This is a genomic window from Candidatus Acidiferrales bacterium, from assembly GCA_035515795.1.
GTDB lineage: Bacteria > Bacteroidota > Ignavibacteria > Kryptoniales > JAKASW01 > JAKASW01.
Window position 1 is genome coordinate 1 of the sequence record DATJAY010000027.1, and the last position, 26533, is coordinate 26533.

Below are 26533 nucleotides of genomic sequence, written 5' to 3' on the forward strand. Positions count from 1 at the left end.
GCGGTTATCGCAATGACATTTCTAACGGTAGGCTCACTTCTCGCGCAGGTGCATATACGAGAGAGCGCAACGATTACGCCGGGGCAGGCGAAGAAAGTAGAGGTGGTAGGAATCAACCATCACCTCAGATATGAATTCAACTGGAGCGGAGAGGACTCAGCGACTCTTGATTATGTGAACTTGGAATGTGACGAGCCAGCGGTAACTATCCGGTCGGCAAACAGCCCGATCATAGTGGATCTGAACTCTGCCGGCTCCGGGGTGTATGTTTTCGAGCCATTGATGCTCATCCAGAGTTCACCTAACCCGCCGCAATATCGGGTCGGGTTCAGTCTATACTTCGACGATTCGTTGATTGATGAAGGCTCGGATGGCGCATCTTATGGTGATTGGTATGCTGAATCAGGGACATCAGAGGCGGGCTACGTGTACGGACGCTGTTGTGCTGAACCGTGGCCGGTCTTTTATACAGACTTTTCAAACTTTTCACTTTCGCTGTCTCCATTGTTTAATGGAATGCCGCTTTACCATGGAGGGACAGCCTCAATTGCCGTAAATGGCGGCTACGACTGCAGTGGACCCTGGAGTCCATGGTACTCGAGTGATCCGCTTAAATTGACTATCATTTCAGGGAATCAATACGCATCCTTTCACACATTCGACCCAGTAACTGGAAACGACGTAAAGTTGGACTCTGTTGTAAACACAGTGGGAGACAGCCTCTACTGCTTTACTCTCGTTGCGGACAGCGTTCAACCGGATTCAATAGGCGAATGGGTTACGGTACGAGGGGAGAGTGACGGCAGGGTTAACACAGATTCGATAGAGGTTATGCCGCCGCCGATTGTGGTCACCTTCAATCCGCCGAAGGTTTCGCCCGGCGACACAGCCGATATTATTCTGAAGCAGCGGAATCCGGATGGCACGATAACAGATTTTCTGCCGGATCAGCATTTTGAAGTTCAAATAGACAGCGGAGGGAGTTATGGGACAATTCTGTCGCAGGGTGATACCTCACAATATTTTGCTTCCAGGCCTCAGCCGCTCAAGTTTATAGCAGTTGACAGCATACAGGCAGACTCCGAGATGATAAGCGTACAGGTCGGACCGGAAGCTTCTTTACCTACTGCAACAGTGCCGGGCATAAAGGAGTCGGGTAAAGAAAGCAGTGCTTTATCCAAATTCCCTCAGCTGCAATTGAGACAAAACAAATCTGCTAATATAAAGAGCAAGAGTTCTCCGGTGAAATCATCGTCGTCGATAGCAAATACTGGTAATCGCAAGAAGGTTTCCTTTTATGAGGGCGACTATGGCATCGGCTGGGTGGAGATTTCCCAGAAATATATTTTGAAAATTGTGCACCATGATCCATGGTCTATATGGCCTGATCTGCCGCCGGTTCATGTGCTGATTCCAAACTCGGCCGGGACAGCGGACTCAATTGTGACTGAGGTTTATCCACCAGATTACAATTATAAACGCGGATTCATCATATCAGTTACCGATGAAAATGGAAAGCCTCCGAGGAAGCCTATGGCGGTGGAAATAAGGCATGACTACCAGCAAGGTACCGGCGGCCATCTGCATGGGTATCATGACGGAAACAGCCTGACCCCTCCACAGAAGTTGCAAGGAATATTTTACGGTCAGGGGAAGAGTGACTCTTTGCTTGAATTAACAACTGATGCAAATGGGATAGCTGTCATCGATTCGCTCGTGGCTTCACAAGTCTCGGGTATGTATCTTATAACTGCATATTTAGCATCCGACCCGTCTATCAAGGATACCGTGAATCTGGCCGTGCAGGTGCCGAGACTTGTTAAATTCGATGAATTATTTCCAGGAGGTGAGAAACGATTTAGCTTTTCTCAATCCGACACCGGAAGAGCAAATCATCCCGACAACGACTATTGTACCACTGCCATGGGCGACAGTTTGTTTCTCGGCATTCTTGATTTTTACAGCTGGTCCTCATCTGATTCGGCTGGCAATGGTGTTATTCCGATAATCGTGAGTCTAAACGATATGAGTCTGCACTGGGGTGGCGTGTTCGATATTTATGATACGTGGCAGCCTGATCATAAATGGCACCGTATTGGACGAAGTGTTGACATCAATAACCCCGGCAGAATTTTTCAGTATCCCGATCCGAACGATTCTAGGCGTGCTATCTCGACTGAGCTGGGAGGTTGGCTAAAATATTGGATGAATCATCACCATGGATATAGGGTTGATGAAGGCAAATCAGTTCATTATGAATTTTACAATGCATATTAATGAGGATGCTCATGCGACATTTAAATTTAACTTTGTTTCTTTCGATTCTTCTATTAGGGCTGGAGACGCACGCCCAGAATGATATAAGGACATGGATTACTCAACACGGTTTGAGTACAGACTACCCTATCCTTTCTAATGTAGTTTTGGTAAACAGTGTATCTTACGCGCCCGAGAGTGAATTTTACTATTATGACTATGTTCTCACAAATAGCAACGGGAATAGGGGAAACATCTGGTATTTTGAAATTGACATCAGGCGCCGTCCTGGTTCAATTATTTATGATACCGTGGGACTGAAGTTTGCGAGCAGGTTTGAACAAGGTGATTTCCAGCGTTACTATCCAGCCGGGACAAAAGCTATCGAGGCTGTTGGATTTCCTTCTTTACCAAGTTTTAAATGGGTTGGAGTCATAGCACATAACTCCGTGGCGAGTTTTGCCACAGGTATAACGCAAATGCCACCCGGTACTATAGTGTCTGGTTTCACTATGATGAGCAAAGCTCTGCCGGGGATAAGGGAGTTCACAGTTCATCCCGATTTCGATGAGGGTAAGTACACGCCGGATATTGATGGAGATACTACCGCAGCTTTGGATTCGATTTACGTTGCCGTTTACAACTACATAGATTCGGCGACCAGAAATATGAATTACCATGGCTGGACGATTGGCCCGACAGCTCCACCATTGGATTTCTCCGCATCATCATGGATCGACACCCTCATCTCCTACAAGCACCAATCCGTCGCACTTGGCTGGCTCAAGGAGGACAAAACTCACAAACAGGACTGTGACGAAATGATGAACGGCAGGGACTGGTACAAGAAAGGGGACTTCGAAAAGCTTGGCAAATGGAATCCAACTAACGACTGGGACTTCGACCGCGATTGGAATAACGGAATAGTCGAAGTATTGGATAGAAGATTGGACAGAGCAAAGACAGAACTTTCGAAGCGAGATTCTGTGGGTGCAAGGAGAGATTTGCAGATATTTGTGATGGAAGTAGAACTGTTGAATAGTCTGAGCAAGAAGCTGGAAGATAGGAAACAGGCTCCGATCATGACAAGCGAGGCTTATGCGCTGTTGAAATATAATGCGGAGTATTTGATAGAGAAGTTACCAGAGGGAAGAGGTAAGAATTAGGAGCCAAAAGAAAGGGAGGAAGATGTTAGATGAAATGCATTTTAATCTTTCTATCGCTGATCGTAGGAGGTGCCTTTGCCCAACCGGCAAAGCCTGGCAAAACGGATGCCGCCAGCCAGACATGGCAAATCCCATTCGCTTCATCGGACAACACGATCTCACTTAGCATCCAAAACAATTCCAGCACTGAGGCGAAGAACGTGTCCGTCGCGTTCAACAAAATTCCTTCTTGGCTGAAATTCAAAGAGAGCATCGCAACTATAAAGAGCATTTCGGCAAATGCTTCTGGGGATGCTGTGTTTACATTCTCCGTCGATAAGAAAGCTCCTGTAGGGAAGGACACGACTTTGTCCGCGACAATAACTACAACAGATGGTCAGTCATGGACGAAGGAGATAAAAATTTCCGTTGGTGCACCGAAAGACTACAAGCTTTACAATAATTTTCCCAATCCATTCAACCCGTCGACAAAGATTGCATTTGAGCTTCCGAAAGCATCGCATGTAAAGCTCATCATCTATGATGTGGTTGGAAGGGAAGTCGTAGAGGTGGCAGATGCAGATTATCCTGCCGGTTATACCGAGCTGACATGGAACGGAACAAGCAAGAATGGACCTATGGTGTCATCCGGTGTTTATTTCTACCGCATCAGCGCTGACAAGTGGAGCAAGGTGAAGAAGATGATGATGGTTAAATAATTCAGAGAGATATTAGCCGAAAGAGATCCCGCGTTATGGAAAAACTCTTATCCTTTTGGGGGCGATGGTGCCGAACAACATTCACATGCTACAACTGAACCGCCCAGCTGAACCACAGAAAGCAAAGTACTCGGATTCATCTTCGCATTGCTGAACTCGTTCGCTATTGCAGCGGCTGTTTTGGGAATACAGACCGCCACTAGTTCGGCTTCACCGGTCCATTAAGACATAAATCGGCGACTTATCTTTTGAAAAGCGTTCTTTCTTTTCTCTTGATAGAAAAGAAAGAACCAAAGAAAAGATCAAGACTTATGAAAAAAATGACGGGAAATTTCTTTGCGCCGCTAAAACAAATAAAATGTCATGAATAGTATCCTCTTTTTTACCTTTCCAGATCGTAATCCTCTGCTCGAATTGTCTCCTTTGCGAAAATGAAGTCCCGTCTCCCTCCACGAATCTATCAAGACTCCTCTAAAGGCGATTTTGGGAATCTCCTCTGTTATATATTAACCGCCGTGTATTAAAATCGCCTCACCTGTCAAGAGGCGGGACGATCCGCCTGTGGCGGACTTTTGGTTCGCTTAACCGTTGTCGTGCAGGAAGATTGGAATCTCCTCATCTCCAGACATGTATTTATACGATTCCGAATCTTTTGGGCGAGCAAAAGAAAGTAGACAGACAACAAGCCTGAACCATATCCGAAGAAAACTATGTTCTTTCTCTTGTCTTGCCATCCCGATTTTCATCGGGACAGGCTCCCGAAAGAACCCAATGAGCGCCCTTGGCGCCATCCCGCAAGGCGGTGACTTAACGCCATTTTTTCTCAATGCCGGTTACGGAAAGCAGGAATTGAGGACAACCCGGCATCGAGAGGAGAAATCTTCTCTGGCCATCGTGAATGCCGTTTGGGTGGTACGATGCACGGCATCGGTTGGAAACCGACGCCTTGAGAAGGCGCAAATCCGCCTCTGGCGGATTTCGAGATTTTTGAAGCCGTCTGTTTTAACAGATCGCGATAAAAACGTTTTGTCACGGCATCGATTAGAAGCCTCTCAGGGGATGCCTTTGTGTCAATGACAGGAGGAATGGACGGAAAAGTTGTTCCTATTTCTTAGACCAGAAGTCGTTCCATCGTTCGGTTTCCTGCTGAAGATCTACGCTTCTCATTATCAGCGGAAAATAATCACCGAATGCCATGGTCGATCCTTCATACTTTTCAAGGGAATTGTAAATTGTCGGGCAGAGTATGAAGCCGTATTTGTACTCGGTCTGCAGCGACGAATCGACTGTGGAACTGTCCAGGTCGTAGAGCTTCTTCTCGAGTCTTATGTCCATGGCTTCCGCAAAACATTCCGCGACGAGTGTATTCCAGTTCCCGTGCTTCAGGCCGACTTTTGATTTGACTGTATCGTAGAGTCCTTCAATCCGTGCCATGTCCGACGAGTCGCTTCGTGCGAGAGGGAGGGCAATCCGGGTAAGAAGGTGGTAATAAAAAATCGATTTGTCGGGTTTATCTTCCTGCGGTCCGACGATCACATATATGTCACCGTTCACCCAGGCCGTCAGCGAAGCGTAATAGGGAAGTAAAGGCATGAATTGGAAATGGATATGCCTGCTGCTGTGCGAAAAGTAATTACTGTCGAGGCGGCAATATGCTTCGACATCCTGCATTGCCTTTTCCGCGAACCGCTTATACCTGTCGTTCTTCGCCTGTATCAGCGGACGATACTCCGCCCAGAGATCCGCGATGCCGGCTTTCCGGTAAAACTCGGCGAGGAGCGCGGGGAGACCGGAGTCCGACTCGACGGTTTCACTTATGTCACCGGTCATCTTCGGGTTAAAGCTCCAATGGAAATCCGGCGGCCCGTCCGTCAGAAGCGCAGCTTCATAAGCTTCTAATATTCTTCCATGGCTTTCGTCAAAGTTCGTTATCTTCCGCTGAAGGGTTGAATCGATTCTGCCGGCAAGGTCGTCGCGGAGCTCGGTCCTTATCGGATTCATTCCTGCGTGGCGCCATTCACCACCGCCTCCCGCTGCATTCATCATCGCATAAGCGGTAAAGACTCTGGCATCTGCAGAAAAATCAAAAAGAGAGTCGCTTCCTTGTCCAAAAATTTTTCCCGCCGGCGCTAAGATGATAAGAGGCAGGAAGATCATGGCCGGGAACCATATCGACCTTATGCTTTTGTCGTGTAAACTCATTGTATCCTCCTGTTTCTGGATAAATTCATATTATGGCTGCCGCGATCGGAAGTGATATTTCAATGTCTGACCCTTGGCGGCGGAGGCGGGGCAGGCGGCTTGTTTGGCGTTGGTTCGCGAACCGGCGGCTTCTGAGGCGGGGGCGGATTAGGATTTGGCCGCGGAGGCGGCACATTGCTCGGTACCCTCTCTCTCACAACGGGTGGTGGATTGGGTGCCGGGGTATAGTTCGGTGGAGGTGCCGGGGTGTTGCCTGGAACCCAGTTGTGTGGTCGATGGTGTTCATGATAATACGGCGGCGGCGGGTTATAGTTTTCATCATACGGCGGCGGCGGGGTGGTATTCGTTTCATCACCGGTTTCCACCACCGTGTAACAACCCGATAAGCCGAGGGCGAAGAGCAACGAAGCTATCAGGGCAATTGATTTTGTTTTCATCGTAAGGATTTCTTCTCAGTTAGACGCCTAGTCTTGCTGGAAAGTTCAGTCTGGAACGTGATATTGATCCTCCCAAGGAACCCGTCGTGTCTTAGGGACGACGACGTGAAGCGTGAGGGATTGTAACACTACAGGTTTGTCATTTCGACGAGCGCTCCTTGCGAGTCGGCCAAAGGCTGATCCGCCTTCGGCGGAGAGAAATCTTCTGTGACGATCGTGAATTCCGGTTGAGTGGAAGTTAATGCAAGATTTCTCCACACACTCGTCAAGCTTTAGGCGTGCCTCGTTTGGTTGGAATGACAGTCATAGTGGAGGTAGTCTCGAAGGTGAGCAAATGTGAACCTGGTCATTTCTGTGACGCCAATCTGCCATACGTGGATGGCAATGACGGAAGGCGCCGGATCACCATCCCATCTTAAGTTGTAATAAGCAGATCGTCAGCTCCTGCTGTGACGGAAGAAAATAAGATTTGCTACGAAGAGGCGTCGAACGTAATTTTCAAAATACGTCTTAAAGCAGAACAGCGACAAGAACTATCGTATACAGGAAATAACAATGAAGATAGAAAGTCTTAAGTTGAAAGGTAATTATATTCGTCTGGAGCAGCTCTCGCATCGACACATCGATGGATTGGTTGCTGCTGCAGCTATTGATCCAGCTCTTTACAAATGGAGTCCTGTTCCACAGGGCAGAGACGAAGTCACGAAGTATGTTGACCTCGCAGTATCGTGGAGCAATACAGGAAGTGCGGTTCCGTTTGCAACTGTCCGCATGGATGATGGAGTAGTCATAGGCTCCAGCCGATTCTTCAACCTGGAGTATTGGCCATGGCCGGAAGGCCATCCTTCATATGGACGCAGCGAACCCGATGCTTGCGAGATCGGTTATACATGGCTGTCCCGCCCGGCGATAAGAACGGGCGCAAATACTGAAGCAAAGCTTCTCATGCTGACACACGCCTTCGAAGTGTGGCATGTGCTCCGCGTCTGTCTGCATACGGATGTTCGTAACGAGCGTTCGCGTGCTGCAATCGAGCGCGTCGGCGGGAAATTCGAAGGGGTGCTCCGATCTCACCGTATGGCTGCCGATTACACGGCGAGAGACTCTGCACGCTACTCAATCATCGCGTCAGAGTGGCCGGAAGTGAGGGAACGACTGATCCGCTTGAGGGATCGAATCCGATAAGGATGAAACTTGGCGGCGGGTAATGGTGTGTAAAAGGAGTGCTGCTGCTATCTCCCATCCCTCCAGATGAAAAAATGCTCGAAAATTACTGTCGAAGGGTGTACCAGCAAGCTTTCAATCCCACTTTTTCCCATTGCAGTACTCCGCCTTTGTTGTATTCATTTCCCAACGACATACGCCAATTCACACAAGAAGTCTTTCCCTCGAAATCATCTTTGGCTTCGCCGATATACTCAACTCGACATATTTCGTCAAAGCCACTCCTCTTCTCCAAGTCCGGGTCGAACAGAATGTTGAAGAATATTATGATAGAAATGAAGTATCACTCCTTTGTAAACTTCTTCCTCTTTTGTCAGAGTGGCAGACTCTTTCCTGGAAATGTCAAAGTGTCATCTTATGGTCCTTGCAAAATGGATCAAAAACGAAGATTTTTAACGGCACAATGCTTGACCTATTCTTCGTAAAATTCACTCAAGCAAAGGAGAGATATTTAAAATGGCAAAAATAATAGGTATCGATCTCGGAACCACGAATTCATGTGTTGCCGTGATGGAAGGTAATAATCCGGCTGTAATAGCGAACTCCGAAGGAGCGAGAACTACACCGTCGGTTGTGGCGCAATCGAAGACGGGCGAGTGGCTTGTCGGCGCGCCCGCCAAGCGTCAGGCAATAACAAATCCGCAGAACACGGTTTTCTCGATCAAGCGGTTCATGGGGAGATTCTTTAATGAAGTCACCGAAGAAATGTCCCGCGTGCCTTATAAAGTGGTACACGGCCCGAACGATTCCGCGCGTGTAGAGATCGGCGGGAGACAATATTCTCCGCCTGAAATAAGTGCGATGATTTTGCAGAAGATGAAACAGACCGCAGAAGATTATCTCGGTGAAAAGATCACGGAAGCCGTAATAACGGTACCGGCTTATTTCAATGATGCTCAAAGGCAGGCAACAAAGGAAGCCGGCGAGATTGCAGGACTAAATGTTCGCAGAATCATAAACGAGCCGACGGCTGCCGCTTTAGCGTACGGACTGGACAAGAAAAACAAGAACGTGAAAGTTGCGGTCTACGATCTTGGTGGCGGCACTTTCGATATTTCCATTCTCGAGCTGGGAGAAGGCGTGTTCGAAGTGAAATCCACGAACGGCGATACACACCTCGGCGGCGACGATTTCGATATGAAGATTATGGATTATATAGCAGATGAGTTCAGGAAGACGGAGAGCATCGACCTTCGCAAGGATCCGATGGCGCTCCAGAGATTGAAGGAAGCTGCCGAGAAGGCAAAGATGGAGCTTTCGTCGCAATTGCAGACTGAAGTGAACCTTCCTTTCATCACTGCAACCGCCGATGGTCCGAAGCATCTCAACATGACAATTACTCGCGCGAAGCTTGAGCAGCTTGTCGGCGATCTCGTTGAAAGAACTATAAATCCCGTCAAGAAAGCTCTCGAAGATGCGAAGCTAACGCCTGCAGGTATCGAAGAAGTAATTCTCGTCGGTGGAATGACGAGGATGCCGAAGGTGCAGGAGATCGTGAAGAATTTCTTCAACCGTGAGCCTCACAAGGGAGTGAACCCGGATGAAGTCGTCGCAGTCGGCGCCAGCATCCAGGGCGCGGTATTGACCGGAGAAATAAAAGACGTTCTCCTTCTCGACGTAACTCCGCTTTCTTTGGGAATCGAGACTCTTGGCGGTGTGATGACCCCATTGATCAAGTCGAACACCACGATCCCGACGCGGAAGAGCGAAATATTTTCCACTGCAGCGGACAATCAGACATCCGTCGAAATACATGTCCTGCAGGGCGAGCGACCGATGGCGCTTGACAACAGGACTCTCGGCAGATTTATTCTCGATGGACTACCGCCTGCTCCCAGGGGAATTCCACAGATCGAAGTCGCGTTCGACATCGACGCTAACGGGATTCTCCATGTTACGGCAAAAGATAAGGCAACGAACAAGGAACAAAGCATACGGATCACTTCTTCAAGCGGTTTGAGCAAAGAAGAAGTGGAAAAAATGAAAAAGGCCGCGGAGGAACATGCCTCCGAAGATAAGACCCGCAAGGAAGAAGTAGAGACAAGGAACCAGGCGGACAATCTTATTTTCCAGAGCAAGAAGCAGCTGCAGGAATTCGGAGATAAAATTCCGGCCGATAAGAAAAAGGCATTGGAAGACGCCATCCAGAAACTGGAAAGCGCTGCCAAGACCGCTGCGGTCGGGCAGCTGAAACCGGAGATCGAGAATCTGAGTAAAGTGTGGAGTGAAGCTGCAACATACATGTACCAGCAAGCTCAAGCTCAGCAGCAGCCCGGTCAGCAAAGCCAGGGTACGCAAGATTCGGCTCAGTCCGGTCAGAGCCAGAACACCGGCGGACAGAAGGCTGCCGAGAATGCCGACTACGAAATAATCGACGATAAGGATAAGAAGTAATTAATCGATGGTGCAGGAGTTGAACTCCTGCACCGGTCTCTCCGCGGCAGTTCAACTGTCGTAGAGCTTTTTGCAGGAAGAATTTTATGAACCCAAATAAACTAACGGTAAAATCTCAGGAAGCCTTGGAAGCCGCAAGATCGATTGCGGAGGAAAATGGCAACCAGGCGATAGAGCCCGAACATCTTTTGATGGCTCTACTGCGCGACGACGAAGGGATCCCGGCATCTGTCCTGAAGAAGGCCGGTGCCAACGTCGATTATCTCCGCTCAAAGGCAAACGAATCGATCAAGAAATTCCCGAAGATCTCGGGCGGCGGAATAGCAAACCAATACCTCTCGCAGCCGCTGGCAAAAACTCTCGATGCAGCCGAAAAGGAAGCGGCTCAAATGCGAGACGAGTTTGTCAGCACCGAGCACATTTTGCTTGCCCTTATCAGCGAAAAGGGGACGGACTCATATAAGATTCTGACAGCACAGGGACTCAATCGTGATCTGGTTTTGAAGGCGCTTCGTGAAATTCGCGGCACTCAAAAAGTGACGGATCAAAATCCGGAAGAGAAATACCAATCCCTGCAGAAGTTTGGACGGGACCTGACCGACCTTGCAAGGAAAGGAAAACTCGATCCGGTGATCGGCCGTGACGATGAGATAAGAAGGGTGCTGCAGGTCCTGGCGAGGAGGACAAAAAACAATCCTGTCCTGATCGGCGATCCCGGTGTCGGGAAGACGGCGGTCGTCGAGGGAATTGCAAGAAGAATTGCAAGCGGCGACGTTCCTGATGGACTTAAGTCGAAACGAATCGTAGAACTCGACATGGGAAGCTTGGTTGCAGGCACCGGATATCGCGGACAGTTTGAAGACAGATTAAAATCGATCATCAAAGAAGTAGTGGAATCCGACGGCGAGATTATTCTCTTCATGGACGAGCTGCACACACTTGTCGGAGCGGGAGCCGCTCAGGGCTCCGTCGACGCTTCGAACATGTTGAAGCCCGCACTGGCACGCGGCGAGCTCAGAGCCATCGGTGCCACTACAATTAACGAGTACCGGAAGTATATCGAGAAGGACCCGGCACTCGAAAGGAGATTCCAGCCGATCTTCGTCGATGAACCTTCCATTGAAGACACCATTTCCATCCTCCGCGGTTTGAAGGAAAGATACGAAGTGCACCATGGTGTTCGTATTACCGACGGAGCGATAGTTGCGGCCGCTCAGCTGAGCAACCGTTACATCACGGACAGATTCCTCCCCGACAAGGCGATAGACTTGATCGACGAAGCCGCTTCAAAACTCCGGATTGAAATGGATTCTCTGCCCGAAGAGCTAGACGAAGTCGAAAGGAAGATCAAGCAGCTTGAGATCGAAAAACAGGCGGTACGGAGAGAGAAGGACGAGGAATCCCAAAAGCGTTTGCTGATAATCGAGCGGGAGCTTGCCGACCTGCGAGAACAAAGCGGACAGCTGAAAGTCCATTGGCAAAACGAGAAGGATCTCATCCAGTCGATTCAGAAATCTAAAGAGGAGATAGAGAAACTTAAAGTCGAGGCGGATACCGCCGAGCGGCGAGGCGACCTCGGAAAAGTGGCGGAGATCAGATACGGAAAGATCGTCGAGCAGGGAAAAAAGATGATGGAGTCGACGAAGAAACTTGCCGAAGTACAGAAAAACAGCAAGATGCTCAAGGAGGAAGTCGATTCCGAAGACGTTGCAGAGATCGTTTCACGCTGGACAGGAATTCCGGTTTCCCGCATGCTTGAAAGCGAACGCAGCAAACTTCTTCACATCGAAGCGAAAATCCATGAAAGGCTGGTAGACCAGGAAGAAGCGGTCTCGGCAGTTGGAAACGCTGTCCGCCGCGCGAGAGCAGGGCTCCAGGACGAGAAGCGCCCCATAGGATCTTTTATATTTATCGGCTCAACCGGTGTCGGAAAGACCGAACTGGCTCACGCACTCGCGGAAGCTCTCTTCGACGATGAAGATGCCATGGTACGCATCGATATGTCGGAGTACACGGAGAAATTCTCGGTCTCCCGTTTGATGGGAGCCCCTCCTGGATATGTCGGCTACGAAGAAGGAGGACAGTTGACCGAAGCCGTTCGCAGAAAACCATATTCGGTAGTCCTCCTTGACGAAATTGAAAAGGCACACCCGGAGGTCTTCAACGTGCTGCTCCAGGTTCTCGACGAAGGAAGACTCACCGACAGCAAGGGAAGGACCGTCAATTTTAAGAATACGATAATAATTATGACTTCCAACCTCGGCTCGCAGCTGGTCCAGCAGAAAATCGAAACGACTAAGGAACGAGACCGTGCCGAGATGATGGAGACATTACGCAATGATTTGTTCAACCTTCTTAAACAGACGATCCGACCCGAGTTCCTCAACAGGATAGACGAGATAATCGTATTCAAGCCGCTGACAAGAAATGAGATAAGGAGCATCGTCGACCGTCAGCTTGAAAGGATAATCTCAAGGGTCAATGTCAACAACAATATCAAGCTGGCTGTCAGCGATAGAACGAAGCTGTTTTTGGCTGATGCCGGATATGATCCGACGTTCGGAGCAAGACCACTGAAAAGAACTATACAGAGATACATTTCCAACCCACTTGCGGAGAAGGTTCTTGCCGGGGAATTCATGCCGGGCGATTCGATAGAGATCGACATCCCGGAATCGGGGAAATTGGAATTCGTGAAGGTTACCGAAAAAGCGGAAGCGGTGAAATAATATTTAGTATCTCTCCAGAAGCCCGTCAAGCGTAACACCGACGGGCTTTTGCTTTTTTGCAGGCCGAAGTTGGACATACCACTTGTGAGCAACCTTTTCATGTTTGGGAGTCATCCCGGCAGGATTCTTGCATTTCTGCCAAAAAATACGCATTTTTAATTAAAAAGTGGCAAGAAAAGCATCCCTCAACCGCGATACCAAAGAGACAAAAATTTCCTGTTCCTTAAATCTGGATGGAAAAGGAAAGTATGAAGTCTCGACCGGCATCAAATTTCTCGATCACATGCTCGAGCTTTTTTCAAAGCACAGCCTCATCGACGTCCAACTGAAAGCGAAAGGCGACGTTCGTGTGGACGATCACCACACCATCGAAGACGTCGCCATCGTGCTGGGAAAATGCATCGAGAAAGCGCTCGTCGATAAGGCAGGAATAAATCGATACGGCACCGCGTACGTCCCGATGGACGAATCATTGGCGAGATGCGTTCTCGATCTTTCGGGCCGCGGCTACTGCATCTACAATGCAGAATTTTCGCGCGCAAAGATAAATGATCTTTCGACGGAGATGATTGAGCATTTCTTCAAGTCCATTTCGGAAAACATGAAGGCAAATGTTCACATCGATCTCCTTTACGGAAAAAACAACCACCATCGCAGTGAAGCGATCTTCAAATCTTTTGCGCTTGCCCTGCGCGAAGCGGTGAAAATGAACCCGCGAATTTCAGGTGTGCAGTCAACAAAAGGAAAACTATAAATGCTAACGAACAAGACAATCGGTATAATCGGGGCGGGACACATCGGCGCTGCAGTCATCGGCGGACTCATCAAGGCGAAATTAACGTCTCCCAAAAATATTATCGCGTCGAGACGGAGTGAAGATAATCTTGCTGAGCTTGCCAAGATTTTTGGAATCCACACGACAACGGACAACAAGAAAGTCGCCAAATCTTCCGACATCATAGTGCTCGCAATCAAGCCGATGAACTCAAGAGATGTCCTGAACGAAATCAAAGAACTCATCACGCCGTCGCAGGTCATCATCAGCGTTATGGCCGGTATCAGAACTTCATTCATTAATTCGATACTCGGAGTTGAATGCCCCGTGATTAGAACGATGCCGAACACGCCCGTACTGGTCGACAGCGGCGCCACCGCAATAAGCAAAGGAAAGTTCGCCGGCGAGGAGCATCTCAAAATTGCACATGCGATTTTCAAATCTATCGGTACGGTCGAAGTTGTTCCGGAAAACTTACTCGACGCCGTGACCGGCCTGAGCGGAAGCGGTCCGGCCTATATATACATGGTGATCGAAGCGATGACAGACGGCGGCGTTAAGATGGGTATACCCAGGCAGATCGCTTTCAAGCTCGCTGCACAGACCGTCTTCGGCGCTGCGAAACTCGTGATCGAAACAGGAAAGCACCCGGCGATCCTCAAAGACGAGGTTACTACACCCGGCGGAACTGCGATAGCGGCAGTGCATGAACTTGAAACTCACGGATTGAGAACGATGTTAATAAACGCCGTGTCGACGGCAACGATAAGAAGCAAAGAGTTGAGCAAGATAATAGAGGAGAACGACAACGCATAAAGTGACTGTGATTGATTATCGCACGAGCAACCTGCTATCGATAACCAAGGCGTTGCAGGAAGTAGGGGCGATTGTCGAGCTGACAAACAAGCCGGACGAGATCGCCACGGCCGAAAAACTTGTTTTGCCGGGCGTCGGCGCCTTCGGTGCCGCGGTTAGAAACATGGAGTCGTTAGGAATCAAGCAGGCTATCGTGGAGTTTGGAAAAAGCGGGAAGCCTCTGATAGGTATATGTCTCGGGATGCAGCTGCTCTTCTCGGTAAGCTTCGAACTCGGGATCAACAATGGACTCAATCTGATGCCTGGAGAAGTTGTCGCATTCAATTCATCGATGAAAGTCCCCCACATGGGATGGAACAAAGTGGAGTTCATGAAGCCTTCGAGGCTGTTTCGTGACTTAGGAGGCGGCCAGTATGCGTACTTCGTCCATTCGTACTATGCCAAGGTCGATGATAATTATGTTTCCGGAATGACTGAGTACGGGATCCATTTTCCCGCAATCGTAGAAAATGGAAATGTTTTCGGGATCCAATTCCATCCCGAGAAAAGTCAGAGTTTCGGTTTGAAAATCTTAGACAATTTTCTGAAAGCGTAAGGAGCCGTAATGCAGGCGATGAGAAAAAGACTGGAAACTAATATGTGGAACTGTGGAATGCATTGCGAGAAAAAGAAGGCGGGATAGTTTTAAGATGATTCTAGTAATTCCCGCAATAGATTTGCGGAACGGTAAGTGTGTGCGCTTGATACGCGGTGAGGAAGGGACAGAAAAAATTTATTCCGACGACCCGGTAAAAATGGCAATAATATGGAGAGGTGAGAATTTCAAGACGCTGCATCTCATCGATCTCGACGGGGCATTCGAAGGGAAACTTTCAAACTTCGACACCGTGAAATGCATTGTCGAAGCGGTCGACATTCCGGTGGAATACGGAGGAGGAATAAGAACCTATGAGGATGCCAAAAAGATGATCGATGTCGGCGTTTACCGTATTATTATCGGCACCGCTGCTGTAAATGATGAAGATTTGCTTTTGAACCTGCTCAGAGACTTTGGGCCGAGGAGAATTGCGGTCGGAATCGACATGAAAGACGGTATCGTTCAGATAAAAGGATGGAAAGATTCAAGCGGAATCTCTGCCGTCGCACTCGGGAAGAAATTGAAAGGCAACGGAGTCGTCCGAGTTGTTTATACGGACATCACCCGCGATGGTACATTAAAAGGACCGAACTTCGATGCGATGAAAGAATTCGGAAAGGAAACCGGACTCCGCGTAACCGCATCGGGCGGAGTGTCATCATATCAGGATTTGTTAAGATTCCAGGAGCTGGAACAGTATGGAGTTGACTCTGTGATTGTCGGAAAGGCACTCTACGAAAACCGTTTCCCATGTGTCGAGCTCTGGAGGATGAACGAAAAAGTACTCGACGATCTGGGGCCGACGAGACGATAGATGCTGGCCAAACGTATTATACCCTGCCTCGATGTAAACGCCGGCAGGGTAGTAAAAGGAGTAAACTTCGTCAATCTCACCGATGCGGGCGACCCGGTTGAATCCGCAAAGTTTTACGAGCGGGAGGGTGCCGACGAAATAGTTTTCCTCGATATAACCGCGAGCTCCGATAACAGAGCAACGATGCTGAATGTGGTTCGAAAAACCGCCGAAACCGTATTCCTCCCGTTCAGCGTCGGAGGCGGAATAAGATCGGTGGATGATATAAGAAGCATACTTTCAAACGGCGCGGACAAAATCAGCCTGAACACGGCGGCAGTGTTGAAGCCGGAACTCATTTCTGAAGGCGCTGAAGAGTTCGGAGCCCAGTGCATTGTCGTCGCAATTGACGCAACCAGGAACGATTCGCAGCAGAATGCGAAGAGTACCACATTGCCATCTTCACTCGAACACCTTACTATGCCGAATGTCGAAGAGTCTTCCGGCTACGAAGTCTATATAAATGGCGGCAGAACATCTACAAAAATAGATGCCGTCGAATGGGCAAAGTACGTTGTTTCCTGCGGCGCAGGAGAAATTCTATTGACGAGCATCGATAGAGACGGAACAAATAGCGGCTACGACATGGAAATTCTGAAGAAGGTCACGACAGCGGTGAACGTTCCGGTCATAGCAAGCGGCGGTGCCGGAACCCTGGACCATTTTTATGACGCAATAAATCGCGGAGGTGCAGATGCGGTTCTCGCTGCATCTGTGTTTCATTTTGGTAAATTCAAGATAAGGGAAGTAAAAGACTACTTATCAGAGAAAGGCGTTCCGGTAAGAATATGAATAACATGGATGAGATCATTGCCAAGCTAAAATTTGATGACAGAGGTTTAATCACGGCCGTGACTCAGGATTATGAGACCGGTGAAATCCTCATGCTTGCACACATGAATTCAGAAAGTTTCAGGAAAACGGTCGAGACAGGGCAGGCAGTTTATTGGAGCAGGGCGAGGAACAGACTCTGGCACAAAGGCGAAGAATCCGGCAACTTTCAAAATGTCAAAGCCATTCTCATCGACTGCGATGGGGACGCGGTAGTGTTGAAGGTGGAACAAATCGGTGGCGCGGCCTGCCATACGGGAAACCGATCGTGTTTTTCGACTAAAATTGAAAATGGGAAAGTTGTCGATATCGGAGTGAAAATATTCGATCCGGAAAAAGTCTATAAACATAAGGGAGAATGATGGCAAAACCGAAGGTTGCAATTCTTATTGGAAGCAAGTCGGATGAGGCAGCGATATCCGAAGCCGTTGCGTATCTCGATTTTTTCGGAATAGATCATGAACTTCAAGTCTTGAGCGCCCACCGAAATCCTAAAGAGACGGCGGACTTTGCATCGAACGCGGAAAGAAACGGTTACAGCCTTATTATCGCGGGTGCCGGCATGGCGGCACATCTTCCCGGCGTTGTGGCAAGCCTCACGATTCTGCCGGTCATTGGTGTACCACTAAGCGGATCGGAACTCTCAGGAGTCGATGCATTGTATTCCATTGTCCAGATGCCGCCGGGGATTCCCGTCGCGACGGTTGCGATTGGAAAGGCGGGCGCAAAAAATGCGGGCGTCCTTGCTGCGGAAATCATCGGACTATCCAGCAGTGACGTGAAACAAAAACTCATTGAATTTAGATCGAAAGGCTCCAAACTGTGAGAGCTCTCGTCACCGGCGCCAACGGATTGCTCGGGCAGAAAATTGTCGAAGTATTTAAAAGAGAGTCCGAGTATGAGCTTCTTTCATGCGATCTGGTTGGAAACAATAATGATGGACAGACCCTCGATATTACCGATCATCAAAAAGTCATGGATGTCGTAGGCTCTTATAAGCCTTCTTTGATAATCAACGCTGCCGCTTTTACAAACGTCGATCTGGCCGAAACGGAAAAGGAAACGGCATATAAGATCAACGCAACGGCCGTGGGCTATTTGGCGGATGCCGCGAATGTCTTCAATGCAAAATTAGTTCATATTTCCACGGACTATGTCTTCGACGGCAAGAAAGGCGAGTACTCGGAAGAGTCACTTCCTGAGCCGATCAGCTATTACGGGAAGACAAAGCTCGCCGGAGAAAATCTCGTCAAATCTAAACTGACAGATTATGCTATCATCAGGACTCAGGTTCTTTACGGCTTTGGGAGAAACGTTAAGAAGAACTTCGTCATATGGGTAGTCGAGCAGCTCACGCGCCGTGAGAAAATTCGCGTCGTTGACGATCAAGTCGGAAATCCGACACTCGCAGATGAGCTGGCGTTTGCGATCCTAAAAGTCTGCGAGAAAAAGGCGACCGGGTTGTACCATGTTTCAGGTTTTGAGACTATCTCGCGGTACGAATTTGCCAGCAAAATCGCGGATGTGTTCGGCCTGGATTTCTCGCTCGTAAAAAAAGTAAAATCGGACGAGCTTGCACAGCCGGCAAAGCGGCCACAGAATTCCAGTTTTATCTGCTTGAAAGCTCAGACCGAACTCGGCATCAACATGCCTCCCGTTAGCGATTCGCTTTATCAAATGAAGCAACAGATGAAACTCGTCCAGAATGGATCCCTCAGGGACCGGCATGCGTGAGACATTGAATCACAACTAAGCGAGAACAAATGCTTGATTTAAAATATATCCGGGAAAATACTGACCTAGTTAGAGAAGCGATTAAAAAGAAGCATGAAAAGGACCGACTCGACGAGATAATTGAACTCGATGGGAAGAGACGGGAGCTTCTTCAAAAATCCGAAGCTATTAAAAGCGAGCGAAACAGGATAGCTGATGAAGTTGCGAAGTTGAAGCGTCAGGGCAAGGACGCTTCCGATTTCATCGCTTCAGGAAAAGGAAAAGGGGATCAACTAAAAACATTTGAGGACAACCTGCGAGAAATTGAACAAAAACTCGACGACCTCGTCCTGTATGTTCCCAACGTACCGCATCAATCCGTTCCCGCGGGAGACGATTCGAACGACAACGTGGAAGTCAGAAAATGGGGAGAGGCGGCGAAGAATTTCGACTTCAAGCTCCTCGATCATTTAAGCCTCGGCGAGAAGCTGGGGATTCTCGATTTCACCAGGGGCAGCAAGGTTACCGGCGCCGGATTTCCTGTTTACATCGGAAAAGGGGCCGCACTTGAGCGTGCTTTGATAAACTTTATGATCGATTTGCATGTTAGTAAACATGGATATACGGAGGTATTCCCGCCGTTTGTCGTGAACCAAGCGTCGATGCGCGGAACCGGCCAGCTTCCGAAACTCGCCGATGACATGTACCACTGTGAAATCGACGATCTGTATTTGGTTCCGACAGCGGAAGTTCCGGTAACGAATTTGCACCGCGATGAAATATTGGCCGTCGATCAGCTGCCGGTTAGATATGTTGCGTACTCGGCTTGTTTCCGAAGAGAAGCAGGAAGCTGGGGAAAAGAGTCACGCGGCTTTTTGAGAGTACACCAATTTAATAAGGTTGAACTTGTGAAATTTGTCAGGCCGGAAGAATCGTATGATGAGCTTGAGAAGCTAGTTGTGGATGTCGAAGAGGTGTTGCAGTTGTTGAACATACCTTATCGAGTGATGCTCTTATGCGCGGGAGATTTAAGTTTTTCGGCTGCAAAGTGTTATGACATTGAAGTCTTCGCTCCTGCGACGGAAGCGAGGAGCGGCTGGCTCGAGGCCTCGAGTTGTTCCAACTTCGAGAGTTTTCAAGCGAGACGCGCGAATATCAGGTTTAAAAGGGATCCTAAGTCGAAGCCGGAGTTTGTGCATACGCTGAACGGATCCGGACTTGCGACATCGCGGCTGATGGTCGCGCTTCTAGAGAATTATCAAACGCCGGAAGGAAAAGTTGTTGTGCCTAAGGCACTCCATGAATATACAGGATTTGCAGTTATCGGTTGAACCATGAAATCACTTCTTCGCCTTTTTCCTTACCTGAAAAAGTATAAGACGACGTTGATCCTCGGCTTGTTGACGGTGGTACTGTCGAACATCTTCGGCAACTTCGTCCCGTTGATTGTGGGAGGTGCAATCGACCAGTTGAGATCCGGGCCGAGTTCATTGAAACTTATCGAATACGCAGCGCTGATTATCAGCCTGATATGCCTCAGCGGATTTTTCACGTTCCTGACCCGACAAACAATCATCGTTACGTCAAGAAAGATAGAATTCGATCTTGTCAATAATTTTTATTCGCATGTGCAGAAACTTTCATATTCTTTTTTTCTGAATACACCGACCGGAGACGTGATGGCACACGCGACGAACGACATTTCTGCGGTACGCAACGTCCTCGGCCCAGGTATTATGTACACTTCAGATACGATCACCGGCTTCATCATGGTCATCGCGATAATGTTCTCGATCAATGTGAGACTCACTCTCTATTCTTTGATTCCGCTGCCGTTCGTCTCCGCGGCGGTATATTACATCGGGAAGCTCGTCAATCGCCATTTTGAAGACGTGCAGGCCCAATACAGCAGTCTGACCGCGAGAGCACAGGAAACCATTTCCGGAGTGCGAATCGTGCGCTCATATGTCAGGGAAGATTACGAGACCGAACGATTTAAATCACTGAGCCGTGATTACCTGAAGAAAAACCTGATACTGGCACAGGTTCAATCGATTCTCTGGCCGCTCATGGGTATGCTGACGGGGGCCGCCGGAGTTATAGTTATTTGGCGGGGCGGGTTGGACGTCATCTTCAACACACTCACGCTCGGCACCATGGTTGCGTTTTTGGTTTACCTCGGTCTGCTGACCTGGCCGCTCATCGCATTCGGATGGGTCATAAATATTTTCCAGCGTGGCGCCGCCTCGATGGGAAGGCTCAATAAGATCTTCGACATTCTTCCGGAAATTAAAGATACTGCGGAGACCGATCATTCGATTAACGAAATTGAAGGAACAATAACTTTCAAGAATGTCTCTTTTCGATTTCCATCGAAAGAAGACTACGCGCTGCGCAACATAAATATCGAGATCGAGAGAGGTACTACACTCGCAATCGTAGGCAGAACGGGAAACGGAAAAACTACGATGGTCAACCTTATCCCGCGGCTTCTCGATTGCACTTCAGGAGAAATCCTGATCGACGGAATTCCGATCAGGAAAATTCCAATAGATGCTTTAAGAAGAAGCATCGGCTACGTTCAGCAGGAGACCTTCCTTTTCTCCGATACGATCGCGAACAATATTGCGTATGGAGTGGAGATCGCGACCAATGAAGATATCGAATGGGCTGCCAGAGTTTCGCAGATTCAAAAAGACATTGACATGTTTCCCCACAAATATGATACACTTGTCGGTGAAAGAGGAATCACGCTATCCGGCGGCCAGAAACAAAGAGTCGGAATCGCGAGGGCTATTATGAGAAAGCCCAGCATATTGATATTGGACGACGCACTTTCTGCGGTCGATACCTATACCGAAGAGGAGATTTTGTCTCAATTGAAACAGGTGATGAAGGAAAGAACGAGCATCATCATCAGTCACCGGATATCGACGGTGAAAGACGCGGACGTGATTATCGTGCTCGACGACGGTGCGATAGCAGAGACGGGAACTCACGAAGAACTCGTTTTGAAGAACGGAATATATGCCGATCTTTACAACCGCCAGCTTCTCGAAGAAGAGCTGCAGCGTATGTAAGCAAAACTGAAGAGCTAAGAGCCGGGGAAAATGAGTCCACAACCACACGTGAGCACCGAAGACTAACATGTTGAAGATCAATTTCTATGAAGTAGACAAAGACGACAAGCGGTTCATCAAGAAGTCCTTGAAGGGGAAGTTTACTCTCTCTTTCTTTGCCGAACCGCTTACAGAATCGAACATCTACACCGCAAAGGATGCAGATGTCGTGTCCGTCTTCATATATTCGGTCCTGGACAAGAAAAACATTTCTGCACTGCCGAAGCTGAAACTCATTGTCACGAGGAGCACCGGCTTCAACCACATAGATTTGAAAACCGCTTCGAGCAGAAGCATCCCCGTTTGTAATGTCCCTTATTATGGCGAGAACACGGTTGCCGAGCATACTTTCGGATTGATACTCGCACTCTCCCGCAACATCCACAAAGCCTATGTCCGGACAAGCAGGAATAACTTTTCCATCGAAGGACTCGAGGGGTGGGACATCAAAGGCAAGACTCTCGGGGTCGTCGGGGCAGGAAGCATCGGCTCTCACGTTATAAAAATCGCAAAAGGATTCGGGATGAATGTCGTAGCCTACGACCTTCACAAAAACCATTTCATGGAAGAGGTCCTCGGTTTCAAATACGCTTCGCTTGACGAACTCCTAAAAGATTCCGATATCATCACTCTTCACTGTCCTTACAATAAGGCGACACATCATCTCATAAACATGAAGAACATTGAACTTGTAAAGCGAGGAGCGTTGTTTATAAATACGGCCCGCGCAAGTATCATCGAGCCGGCTGCACTTCACTATGCTTTGGAGACCGGGATCTTCGGCGGCGCCGGATTGGACGTTTTTGAAGGCGAAGATTTGGTCAAGGAGGAAAACCAGATGCTGACGAGGAACGTCTCGGTGGAACACCTTCGAGCAGTGCTCGAAAAAAATATTCTCCTAAATCGTGAGAACGTGATAATAACTCCTCACATAGCGTTCGACAGTGTCGAAGCGGTGGAGAGGATCCTCGAAACAACGGTGAACAACATTGAATCGTTTGTCGCGAGGAATCCGACGAATGTAGTGAATCCGGACTAAGAAACTACTAAGCAATCGTTTCTAAATCCTGAACAATATCATATGAGAAAAGCATCAAGCGGGAAAAGGTCAATTACGAAAGAGAAATCCTCGTCCCTTGAAATCTATGATTTCGAAATTCGAGCTTTGTATTTGTTTAAACTTCAGGGATTAAAAATTAGAATTTGAAAAAGTTATGGCGGTAGAGATACACGAAGAGGAAATACTAGGGAAAGCATACGATGCAAGGTTGATGCGGAGACTCCTGCATTACCTGAAGCCCTACTGGTGGCAGGTGGCGGTGGCGATAGTAATCACGATCGTTTATTCGTGGATGGGGCCGGTGCGCCCTTATCTGACACAGATCGCCATCGACAAGTATATTCGCCGCGGAGATGGTGCCGGCCTTTTCAAGATTATCGAATTGTTGTTTGCGGTGACCATGGCGCAAGCGTTGCTGCGATATGGCTCAGCGTATCTGACCCAGTGGATTGGACAGAAAACGATATTTGACATACGCATGGAGATATACAAACACCTCCATAACCTCGGGATCAAGTACTTCGACAGAAATCCCGTCGGAAGATTAGTGACGAGAGTGACCAACGACGTCGAAGCCCTGAACGATCTGTTCTCTTCCGGCATAGTGATGGCGTTCGGGGACGTCTTTACGATTATCTGGATTCTCATTTACATGTTCGGGCTCAGCGCCTCGCTTGCTGTGGTGACGCTGCTGGTTCTGCCGATCCTTGCATACATCACGATGCTTTTCAGGAAGAAAGTGCGTGCGGCGTACCGCCAGGTCCGTCTGCACATCGCAAGGATGAACGCGTTTCTTCAGGAGCACATATCAGGGGTCATCGTAGATCAGATTCATAACCGGGAGAGAAGGGCCCTCCACAGCTTTGAAGAAGTCAGCGGGAAGCTGAAAGATGCGAACGTAAAATCCGTCTTCTACTACGCGCTCTTTTATCCCGGCGTGGAGGCAACCCAGGCCATCGCCGTCGGCCTCATCATCTGGTATGGTGGAACACATTTGGTTCCCGAATCCGTTCTTCAATCCAACGGCCTCACCATCGGTGTTTTAATTGCATTTCTTCAATTCACCGAACAGTTCTTCATGCCGATAAGAGATCTCTCGGAAAAGTACAACATTCTTCAAACCGCCATGGCGTCATCGGAAAGAATTTTCAAAGTCATCGATGACAAAACAATCGTACCCGAACCTGACGTGCCGTTGCCGTTGGAAAATGTGGAAGGCAAAATTGAATTTAAGAACGTCACCTTTGCTTACGATGATCAGAATTACGTTTTGAAGAATGTATCCTTCACAGCAAACCCCGGTGAAACGATTGCGATCGTCGGTGCCACGGGTGCGGGGAAGACTTCTATAGTGAATCTTCTGATGAGATTTTATGACGTGAATAATGGCGGCGTTTTTATCGATGGAGTTAACGTCAAAGATATTTCGACGGCAGAGCTTCGAAAGAACATTGCCATCGTAATGCAGGATGTCTTTCTATTTTCAGGCAGCGTGCGCGACAACATCTCCCTCGGTAATAATAAGATCGGATTTGAGAAAATTGAAAAAGCGTCGGCGCTGGTCGGGGCGGACGACTTCATAAAACGGCTTCCAAAGAAATACGACGACGATGTGAAAGAACGCGGTGCCGCACTTTCCGTCGGGCAGAAGCAGCTCATTTCATTTGCACGAGCTTTGGCTTATGATCCGAGGATTTTGATCCTTGATGAGGCGACTGCGAATATCGACACGGAAACCGAGCAGCTGATTCAGGAGGCTACGGAAAACCTGTTGAGGGGAAGAACAAGCATAGTTATCGCTCACAGGCTCTCCACAATTCAACATTCGTCGAAGATCATTGTCCTTCACAAAGGTGAGATCAGAGAGCAGGGTACACATCAGGAATTAATTGCACTCGGCGGAATCTATTACCGCCTGTACCAGCTTCAGTACAAAGAGCAGGAACGTCTTGGCCAGTCCCGTGTCCCGCCGGAGTCCCTTAAGCGCCTTGCGCCATCACGAGTCATGAAATAGTTTTGACAGGATAGAAGCGTTTCAAAAAAGCTGATCGAGAAATGTCCGTTCTGTTACCGCAAATTAGTCGGTTCCACGAACGGGACCAATTCCTGATCGGTCTAATCTCTGAAATTCGTTGCGACAAACTCGTAACGAAACAGCACCCGGTTTTGACTGAAAACATCAGAATTGCCGGCAAAATAAAACGGAGGGATATATGTCTTCGGTAGAACGTTACAGGCGCGCCCCAGAGAGGAATCCTCTCATGACCCTCGGACGCCATATCGATGAAGGGGAACGAAAACATCCGGAAGCAACCGGAGATTTCAGCGGATTGCTGAGCGACCTTGCGATCGCCGTCAAACTCATCTGGCGTGAAGTCAGTAAAGCCGGTTTGATAGATATTCTCGGCACAACCAATAAACATAATGCGAGCGGCGACGAAGTAAAAAAGCTTGACGAATTTGCCGACGAGACAATTTACAAAGCCATGAACCATGGCGGTCACCTCTGTGCCATGGCTTCAGAGGAGAGCGACAGTCTCCTGAATATTCCCGCCGATTATCCGATTGGCAAGTATGTGTTAATCTATGATCCGCTCGACGGCTCATCGAACATCGACGCAGATGTGTCGATCGGGAGCATCTTCGGAATTTACCGCCGTGTCACTTCATCCGGTCCCGGTACTCTTGCAGATTGCCTGCAGCCGGGTTATAAACAGGTGGCCGCAGCGTACACTATTTACGGGTCGAGCACAATTTTCGTTTATTGTACCGGCAACGGGGTCCACGGATTCACGCTGGATCCATCCGTCGGAGAATTTTTGCTTTCACACGAGAATATGCGAATCCCAACGCGGAGTAAGACTTACAGCATAAACGAAGGCAACTACTTAAGGTGGGATAATGGCGTGAGAACGTATGTCGACTATTTGAAAGAAAATGATCCGCCTTCGCAAAGGCCGTACAGCTCCCGCTATGTCGGTTCACTCGTCGCAGACTTCCATCGGAACATGTTATACGGTGGAATATTTATGTATCCAAAAGACACGGTGCACCCCGAAGGTAAACTCAGGCTCTTATACGAATGTTCGCCGTTGGCATTCATCGCAGAGCACGCAGGCGGAAGGGCAAGCGACGGATGCAGAAGGATTCTCGACATCGTTCCAGCATCGCTGCATCAAAGGACACCTTTCTTTGTCGGATCGGAGAACGATGTGAAGGAAGTTGAAGAGTTTTTGTCAAAATCAGTTTAGGGGATTCGTGGGGCTGTCGGGGTAATCGGGAAATTCGCTTGCGTCGACGACCATGGCTCTATCAAATAAGGCGGAAAGATGTCTGTCGACTTGCATTTCAAAAATGAAGAAAGTAGATTTGACCATGAAATGGGCAAGGGATAAAGATGGAGGATCAAATTCTTCATTTATTTCTGCTGGTACGGTGTTTACAGGACGGGAACCGACAAATCAAGAAGAGGCATAGATTTCCCTTGCCACCTTTTTCATATGAATCCCTCGATGGAGGGACTTTCTCATTGTCCTTATCTTAAACGATAGATCAGGAAGTCGGGCAAAGTTGCTGGCGAAGGCTTGACAGACAAGCCTCACGGAGAAATTGTAGCCAGCCAT

Annotated in this window: 22 protein-coding genes; 20 read left to right on the plus strand and 2 right to left on the minus strand. The window is 48.5% G+C overall.

What is annotated here, in order from left to right:
• The 3 genes from VLX91_11255 to VLX91_11265 form a co-directional block, all read left to right on the plus strand.
• Positions 1–2277, plus strand: a 2277-nt coding sequence (locus tag VLX91_11255) for a hypothetical protein (GenBank protein ID HUI30786.1), incomplete at its 5' end; no start/stop codon positions are given.
• An 11-nt stretch (positions 2278–2288) separates the two neighbouring features.
• Positions 2289–3422 (plus strand): hypothetical protein, encoded by a 1134-nt coding sequence (locus VLX91_11260; protein HUI30787.1) that lies wholly within the window; start codon positions 2289–2291, stop codon positions 3420–3422.
• A 29-nt stretch (positions 3423–3451) separates the two neighbouring features.
• Positions 3452–4120 (plus strand): FlgD immunoglobulin-like domain containing protein, encoded by a 669-nt coding sequence (locus VLX91_11265; protein ID HUI30788.1) that lies wholly within the window; start codon positions 3452–3454, stop codon positions 4118–4120.
• Positions 4121–5224: 1104 nt separating this feature from the next.
• Here the strand turns inward: VLX91_11265 and VLX91_11270 are convergent.
• Complete coding sequence (locus VLX91_11270; protein HUI30789.1) at positions 5225–6322, minus strand: hypothetical protein; 1098 nt, start codon at positions 6320–6322, stop codon at positions 5225–5227.
• A gap of 59 nt (positions 6323–6381) precedes the next feature.
• The gene (locus VLX91_11275) at positions 6382–6759 is read right to left on the minus strand and encodes a hypothetical protein (GenBank protein HUI30790.1); all 378 of its coding nucleotides are present in this window, start codon (positions 6757–6759) and stop codon (positions 6382–6384) included.
• Positions 6760–7314: 555 nt separating this feature from the next.
• On the opposite strand from VLX91_11275, the gene VLX91_11280 reads away from it, so the two are divergent.
• The 17 genes from VLX91_11280 to VLX91_11360 all read left to right on the plus strand — a co-directional run bounded on the left by VLX91_11280 (position 7315) and on the right by VLX91_11360 (position 26387).
• On the plus strand, positions 7315–7944 hold the full coding sequence (locus tag VLX91_11280) for a GNAT family protein (protein HUI30791.1): 630 nt from the start codon (positions 7315–7317) through the stop codon (positions 7942–7944).
• 495 nt (positions 7945–8439) lie between these two features.
• Positions 8440–10377, plus strand: a complete 1938-nt coding sequence (gene dnaK, locus VLX91_11285) for a molecular chaperone DnaK (GenBank protein ID HUI30792.1) — start codon at positions 8440–8442, stop codon at positions 10375–10377.
• 86 nt (positions 10378–10463) lie between these two features.
• Positions 10464–13106: an ATP-dependent chaperone ClpB gene (gene clpB / locus VLX91_11290; GenBank protein ID HUI30793.1), complete on the plus strand. Its 2643-nt coding sequence runs from the start codon at positions 10464–10466 to the stop codon at positions 13104–13106.
• Between the two features lie 166 nt (positions 13107–13272).
• A complete protein-coding gene (gene hisB / locus VLX91_11295) occupies positions 13273–13860 on the plus strand; it encodes an imidazoleglycerol-phosphate dehydratase HisB (GenBank protein ID HUI30794.1) in 588 nt (195 codons plus the stop codon).
• Complete coding sequence (gene proC / locus VLX91_11300; protein HUI30795.1) at positions 13861–14697, plus strand: pyrroline-5-carboxylate reductase; 837 nt, start codon at positions 13861–13863, stop codon at positions 14695–14697.
• A 7-nt stretch (positions 14698–14704) separates the two neighbouring features.
• Positions 14705–15292, plus strand: coding sequence for an imidazole glycerol phosphate synthase subunit HisH (gene hisH, locus VLX91_11305; protein HUI30796.1), 588 nt, complete (start codon positions 14705–14707; stop codon positions 15290–15292).
• 94 nt (positions 15293–15386) lie between these two features.
• Positions 15387–16148, plus strand: a complete 762-nt coding sequence (hisA, locus tag VLX91_11310) for a 1-(5-phosphoribosyl)-5-[(5-phosphoribosylamino)methylideneamino]imidazole-4-carboxamide isomerase (GenBank protein HUI30797.1) — start codon at positions 15387–15389, stop codon at positions 16146–16148.
• Entirely contained in the window at positions 16149–16979 is an 831-nt protein-coding gene (hisF, locus tag VLX91_11315; GenBank protein ID HUI30798.1) for an imidazole glycerol phosphate synthase subunit HisF, read from the plus strand. It begins immediately after the preceding gene.
• A 5-nt stretch (positions 16980–16984) separates the two neighbouring features.
• The gene (gene hisI / locus VLX91_11320; protein ID HUI30799.1) at positions 16985–17380 is read left to right on the plus strand and encodes a phosphoribosyl-AMP cyclohydrolase; all 396 of its coding nucleotides are present in this window, start codon (positions 16985–16987) and stop codon (positions 17378–17380) included.
• Positions 17380–17844 (plus strand): 5-(carboxyamino)imidazole ribonucleotide mutase, encoded by a 465-nt coding sequence (gene purE / locus VLX91_11325; GenBank protein ID HUI30800.1) that lies wholly within the window; start codon positions 17380–17382, stop codon positions 17842–17844. Before hisI ends, purE begins: the two co-directional genes overlap by 1 nt.
• On the plus strand, positions 17841–18752 hold the full coding sequence (rfbD, locus tag VLX91_11330) for a dTDP-4-dehydrorhamnose reductase (GenBank protein HUI30801.1): 912 nt from the start codon (positions 17841–17843) through the stop codon (positions 18750–18752). The genes purE and rfbD overlap by 4 nt, the downstream gene beginning before the upstream one ends.
• 29 nt (positions 18753–18781) lie before the next feature.
• Positions 18782–20062, plus strand: coding sequence for a serine--tRNA ligase (gene serS, locus VLX91_11335; GenBank protein ID HUI30802.1), 1281 nt, complete (start codon positions 18782–18784; stop codon positions 20060–20062).
• Positions 20063–20065: 3 nt separating this feature from the next.
• Positions 20066–21811, plus strand: coding sequence for an ABC transporter ATP-binding protein (locus VLX91_11340; protein HUI30803.1), 1746 nt, complete (start codon positions 20066–20068; stop codon positions 21809–21811).
• Positions 21812–21878: 67 nt separating this feature from the next.
• On the plus strand, positions 21879–22889 hold the full coding sequence (locus VLX91_11345) for a hydroxyacid dehydrogenase (GenBank protein HUI30804.1): 1011 nt from the start codon (positions 21879–21881) through the stop codon (positions 22887–22889).
• Positions 22890–23064: 175 nt separating this feature from the next.
• Positions 23065–24924: an ABC transporter ATP-binding protein gene (locus VLX91_11350; GenBank protein HUI30805.1), complete on the plus strand. Its 1860-nt coding sequence runs from the start codon at positions 23065–23067 to the stop codon at positions 24922–24924.
• Positions 24925–25123: 199 nt separating this feature from the next.
• On the plus strand, positions 25124–26161 hold the full coding sequence (gene fbp / locus VLX91_11355; GenBank protein HUI30806.1) for a class 1 fructose-bisphosphatase: 1038 nt from the start codon (positions 25124–25126) through the stop codon (positions 26159–26161).
• 103 nt (positions 26162–26264) lie between these two features.
• A complete protein-coding gene (locus VLX91_11360) occupies positions 26265–26387 on the plus strand; it encodes a hypothetical protein (GenBank protein ID HUI30807.1) in 123 nt (40 codons plus the stop codon).
• Positions 26388–26533 lie beyond the last annotated feature (146 nt).

Excerpts from the sequence above, each read along its gene's own strand:
- VLX91_11260 (HUI30787.1), top strand. The coding sequence starts at position 2,289 with ATGCGACATTTAAATTTAACTTTGTTTCTTTCGATTCTTCTATTAGGG.
- VLX91_11265 (HUI30788.1), top strand. The coding sequence starts at position 3,452 with ATGAAATGCATTTTAATCTTTCTATCGCTGATCGTAGGAGGTGCCTTT.
- VLX91_11270 (HUI30789.1), bottom strand. The coding sequence starts at position 6,322 with ATGAGTTTACACGACAAAAGCATAAGGTCGATATGGTTCCCGGCCATG.
- VLX91_11275 (HUI30790.1), bottom strand. The coding sequence starts at position 6,759 with ATGAAAACAAAATCAATTGCCCTGATAGCTTCGTTGCTCTTCGCCCTC.
- VLX91_11280 (HUI30791.1), top strand. The coding sequence starts at position 7,315 with ATGAAGATAGAAAGTCTTAAGTTGAAAGGTAATTATATTCGTCTGGAG.
- dnaK (HUI30792.1), top strand. The coding sequence starts at position 8,440 with ATGGCAAAAATAATAGGTATCGATCTCGGAACCACGAATTCATGTGTT.
- clpB (HUI30793.1), top strand. The coding sequence starts at position 10,464 with ATGAACCCAAATAAACTAACGGTAAAATCTCAGGAAGCCTTGGAAGCC.
- proC (HUI30795.1), top strand. The coding sequence starts at position 13,861 with ATGCTAACGAACAAGACAATCGGTATAATCGGGGCGGGACACATCGGC.
- hisA (HUI30797.1), top strand. The coding sequence starts at position 15,387 with ATGATTCTAGTAATTCCCGCAATAGATTTGCGGAACGGTAAGTGTGTG.
- hisF (HUI30798.1), top strand. The coding sequence starts at position 16,149 with ATGCTGGCCAAACGTATTATACCCTGCCTCGATGTAAACGCCGGCAGG.
- hisI (HUI30799.1), top strand. The coding sequence starts at position 16,985 with ATGGATGAGATCATTGCCAAGCTAAAATTTGATGACAGAGGTTTAATC.
- purE (HUI30800.1), top strand. The coding sequence starts at position 17,380 with ATGGCAAAACCGAAGGTTGCAATTCTTATTGGAAGCAAGTCGGATGAG.
- serS (HUI30802.1), top strand. The coding sequence starts at position 18,782 with ATGCTTGATTTAAAATATATCCGGGAAAATACTGACCTAGTTAGAGAA.
- VLX91_11340 (HUI30803.1), top strand. The coding sequence starts at position 20,066 with ATGAAATCACTTCTTCGCCTTTTTCCTTACCTGAAAAAGTATAAGACG.
- VLX91_11345 (HUI30804.1), top strand. The coding sequence starts at position 21,879 with ATGTTGAAGATCAATTTCTATGAAGTAGACAAAGACGACAAGCGGTTC.
- VLX91_11350 (HUI30805.1), top strand. The coding sequence starts at position 23,065 with ATGGCGGTAGAGATACACGAAGAGGAAATACTAGGGAAAGCATACGAT.
- fbp (HUI30806.1), top strand. The coding sequence starts at position 25,124 with ATGTCTTCGGTAGAACGTTACAGGCGCGCCCCAGAGAGGAATCCTCTC.
- VLX91_11360 (HUI30807.1), top strand. The coding sequence starts at position 26,265 with ATGAAGAAAGTAGATTTGACCATGAAATGGGCAAGGGATAAAGATGGA.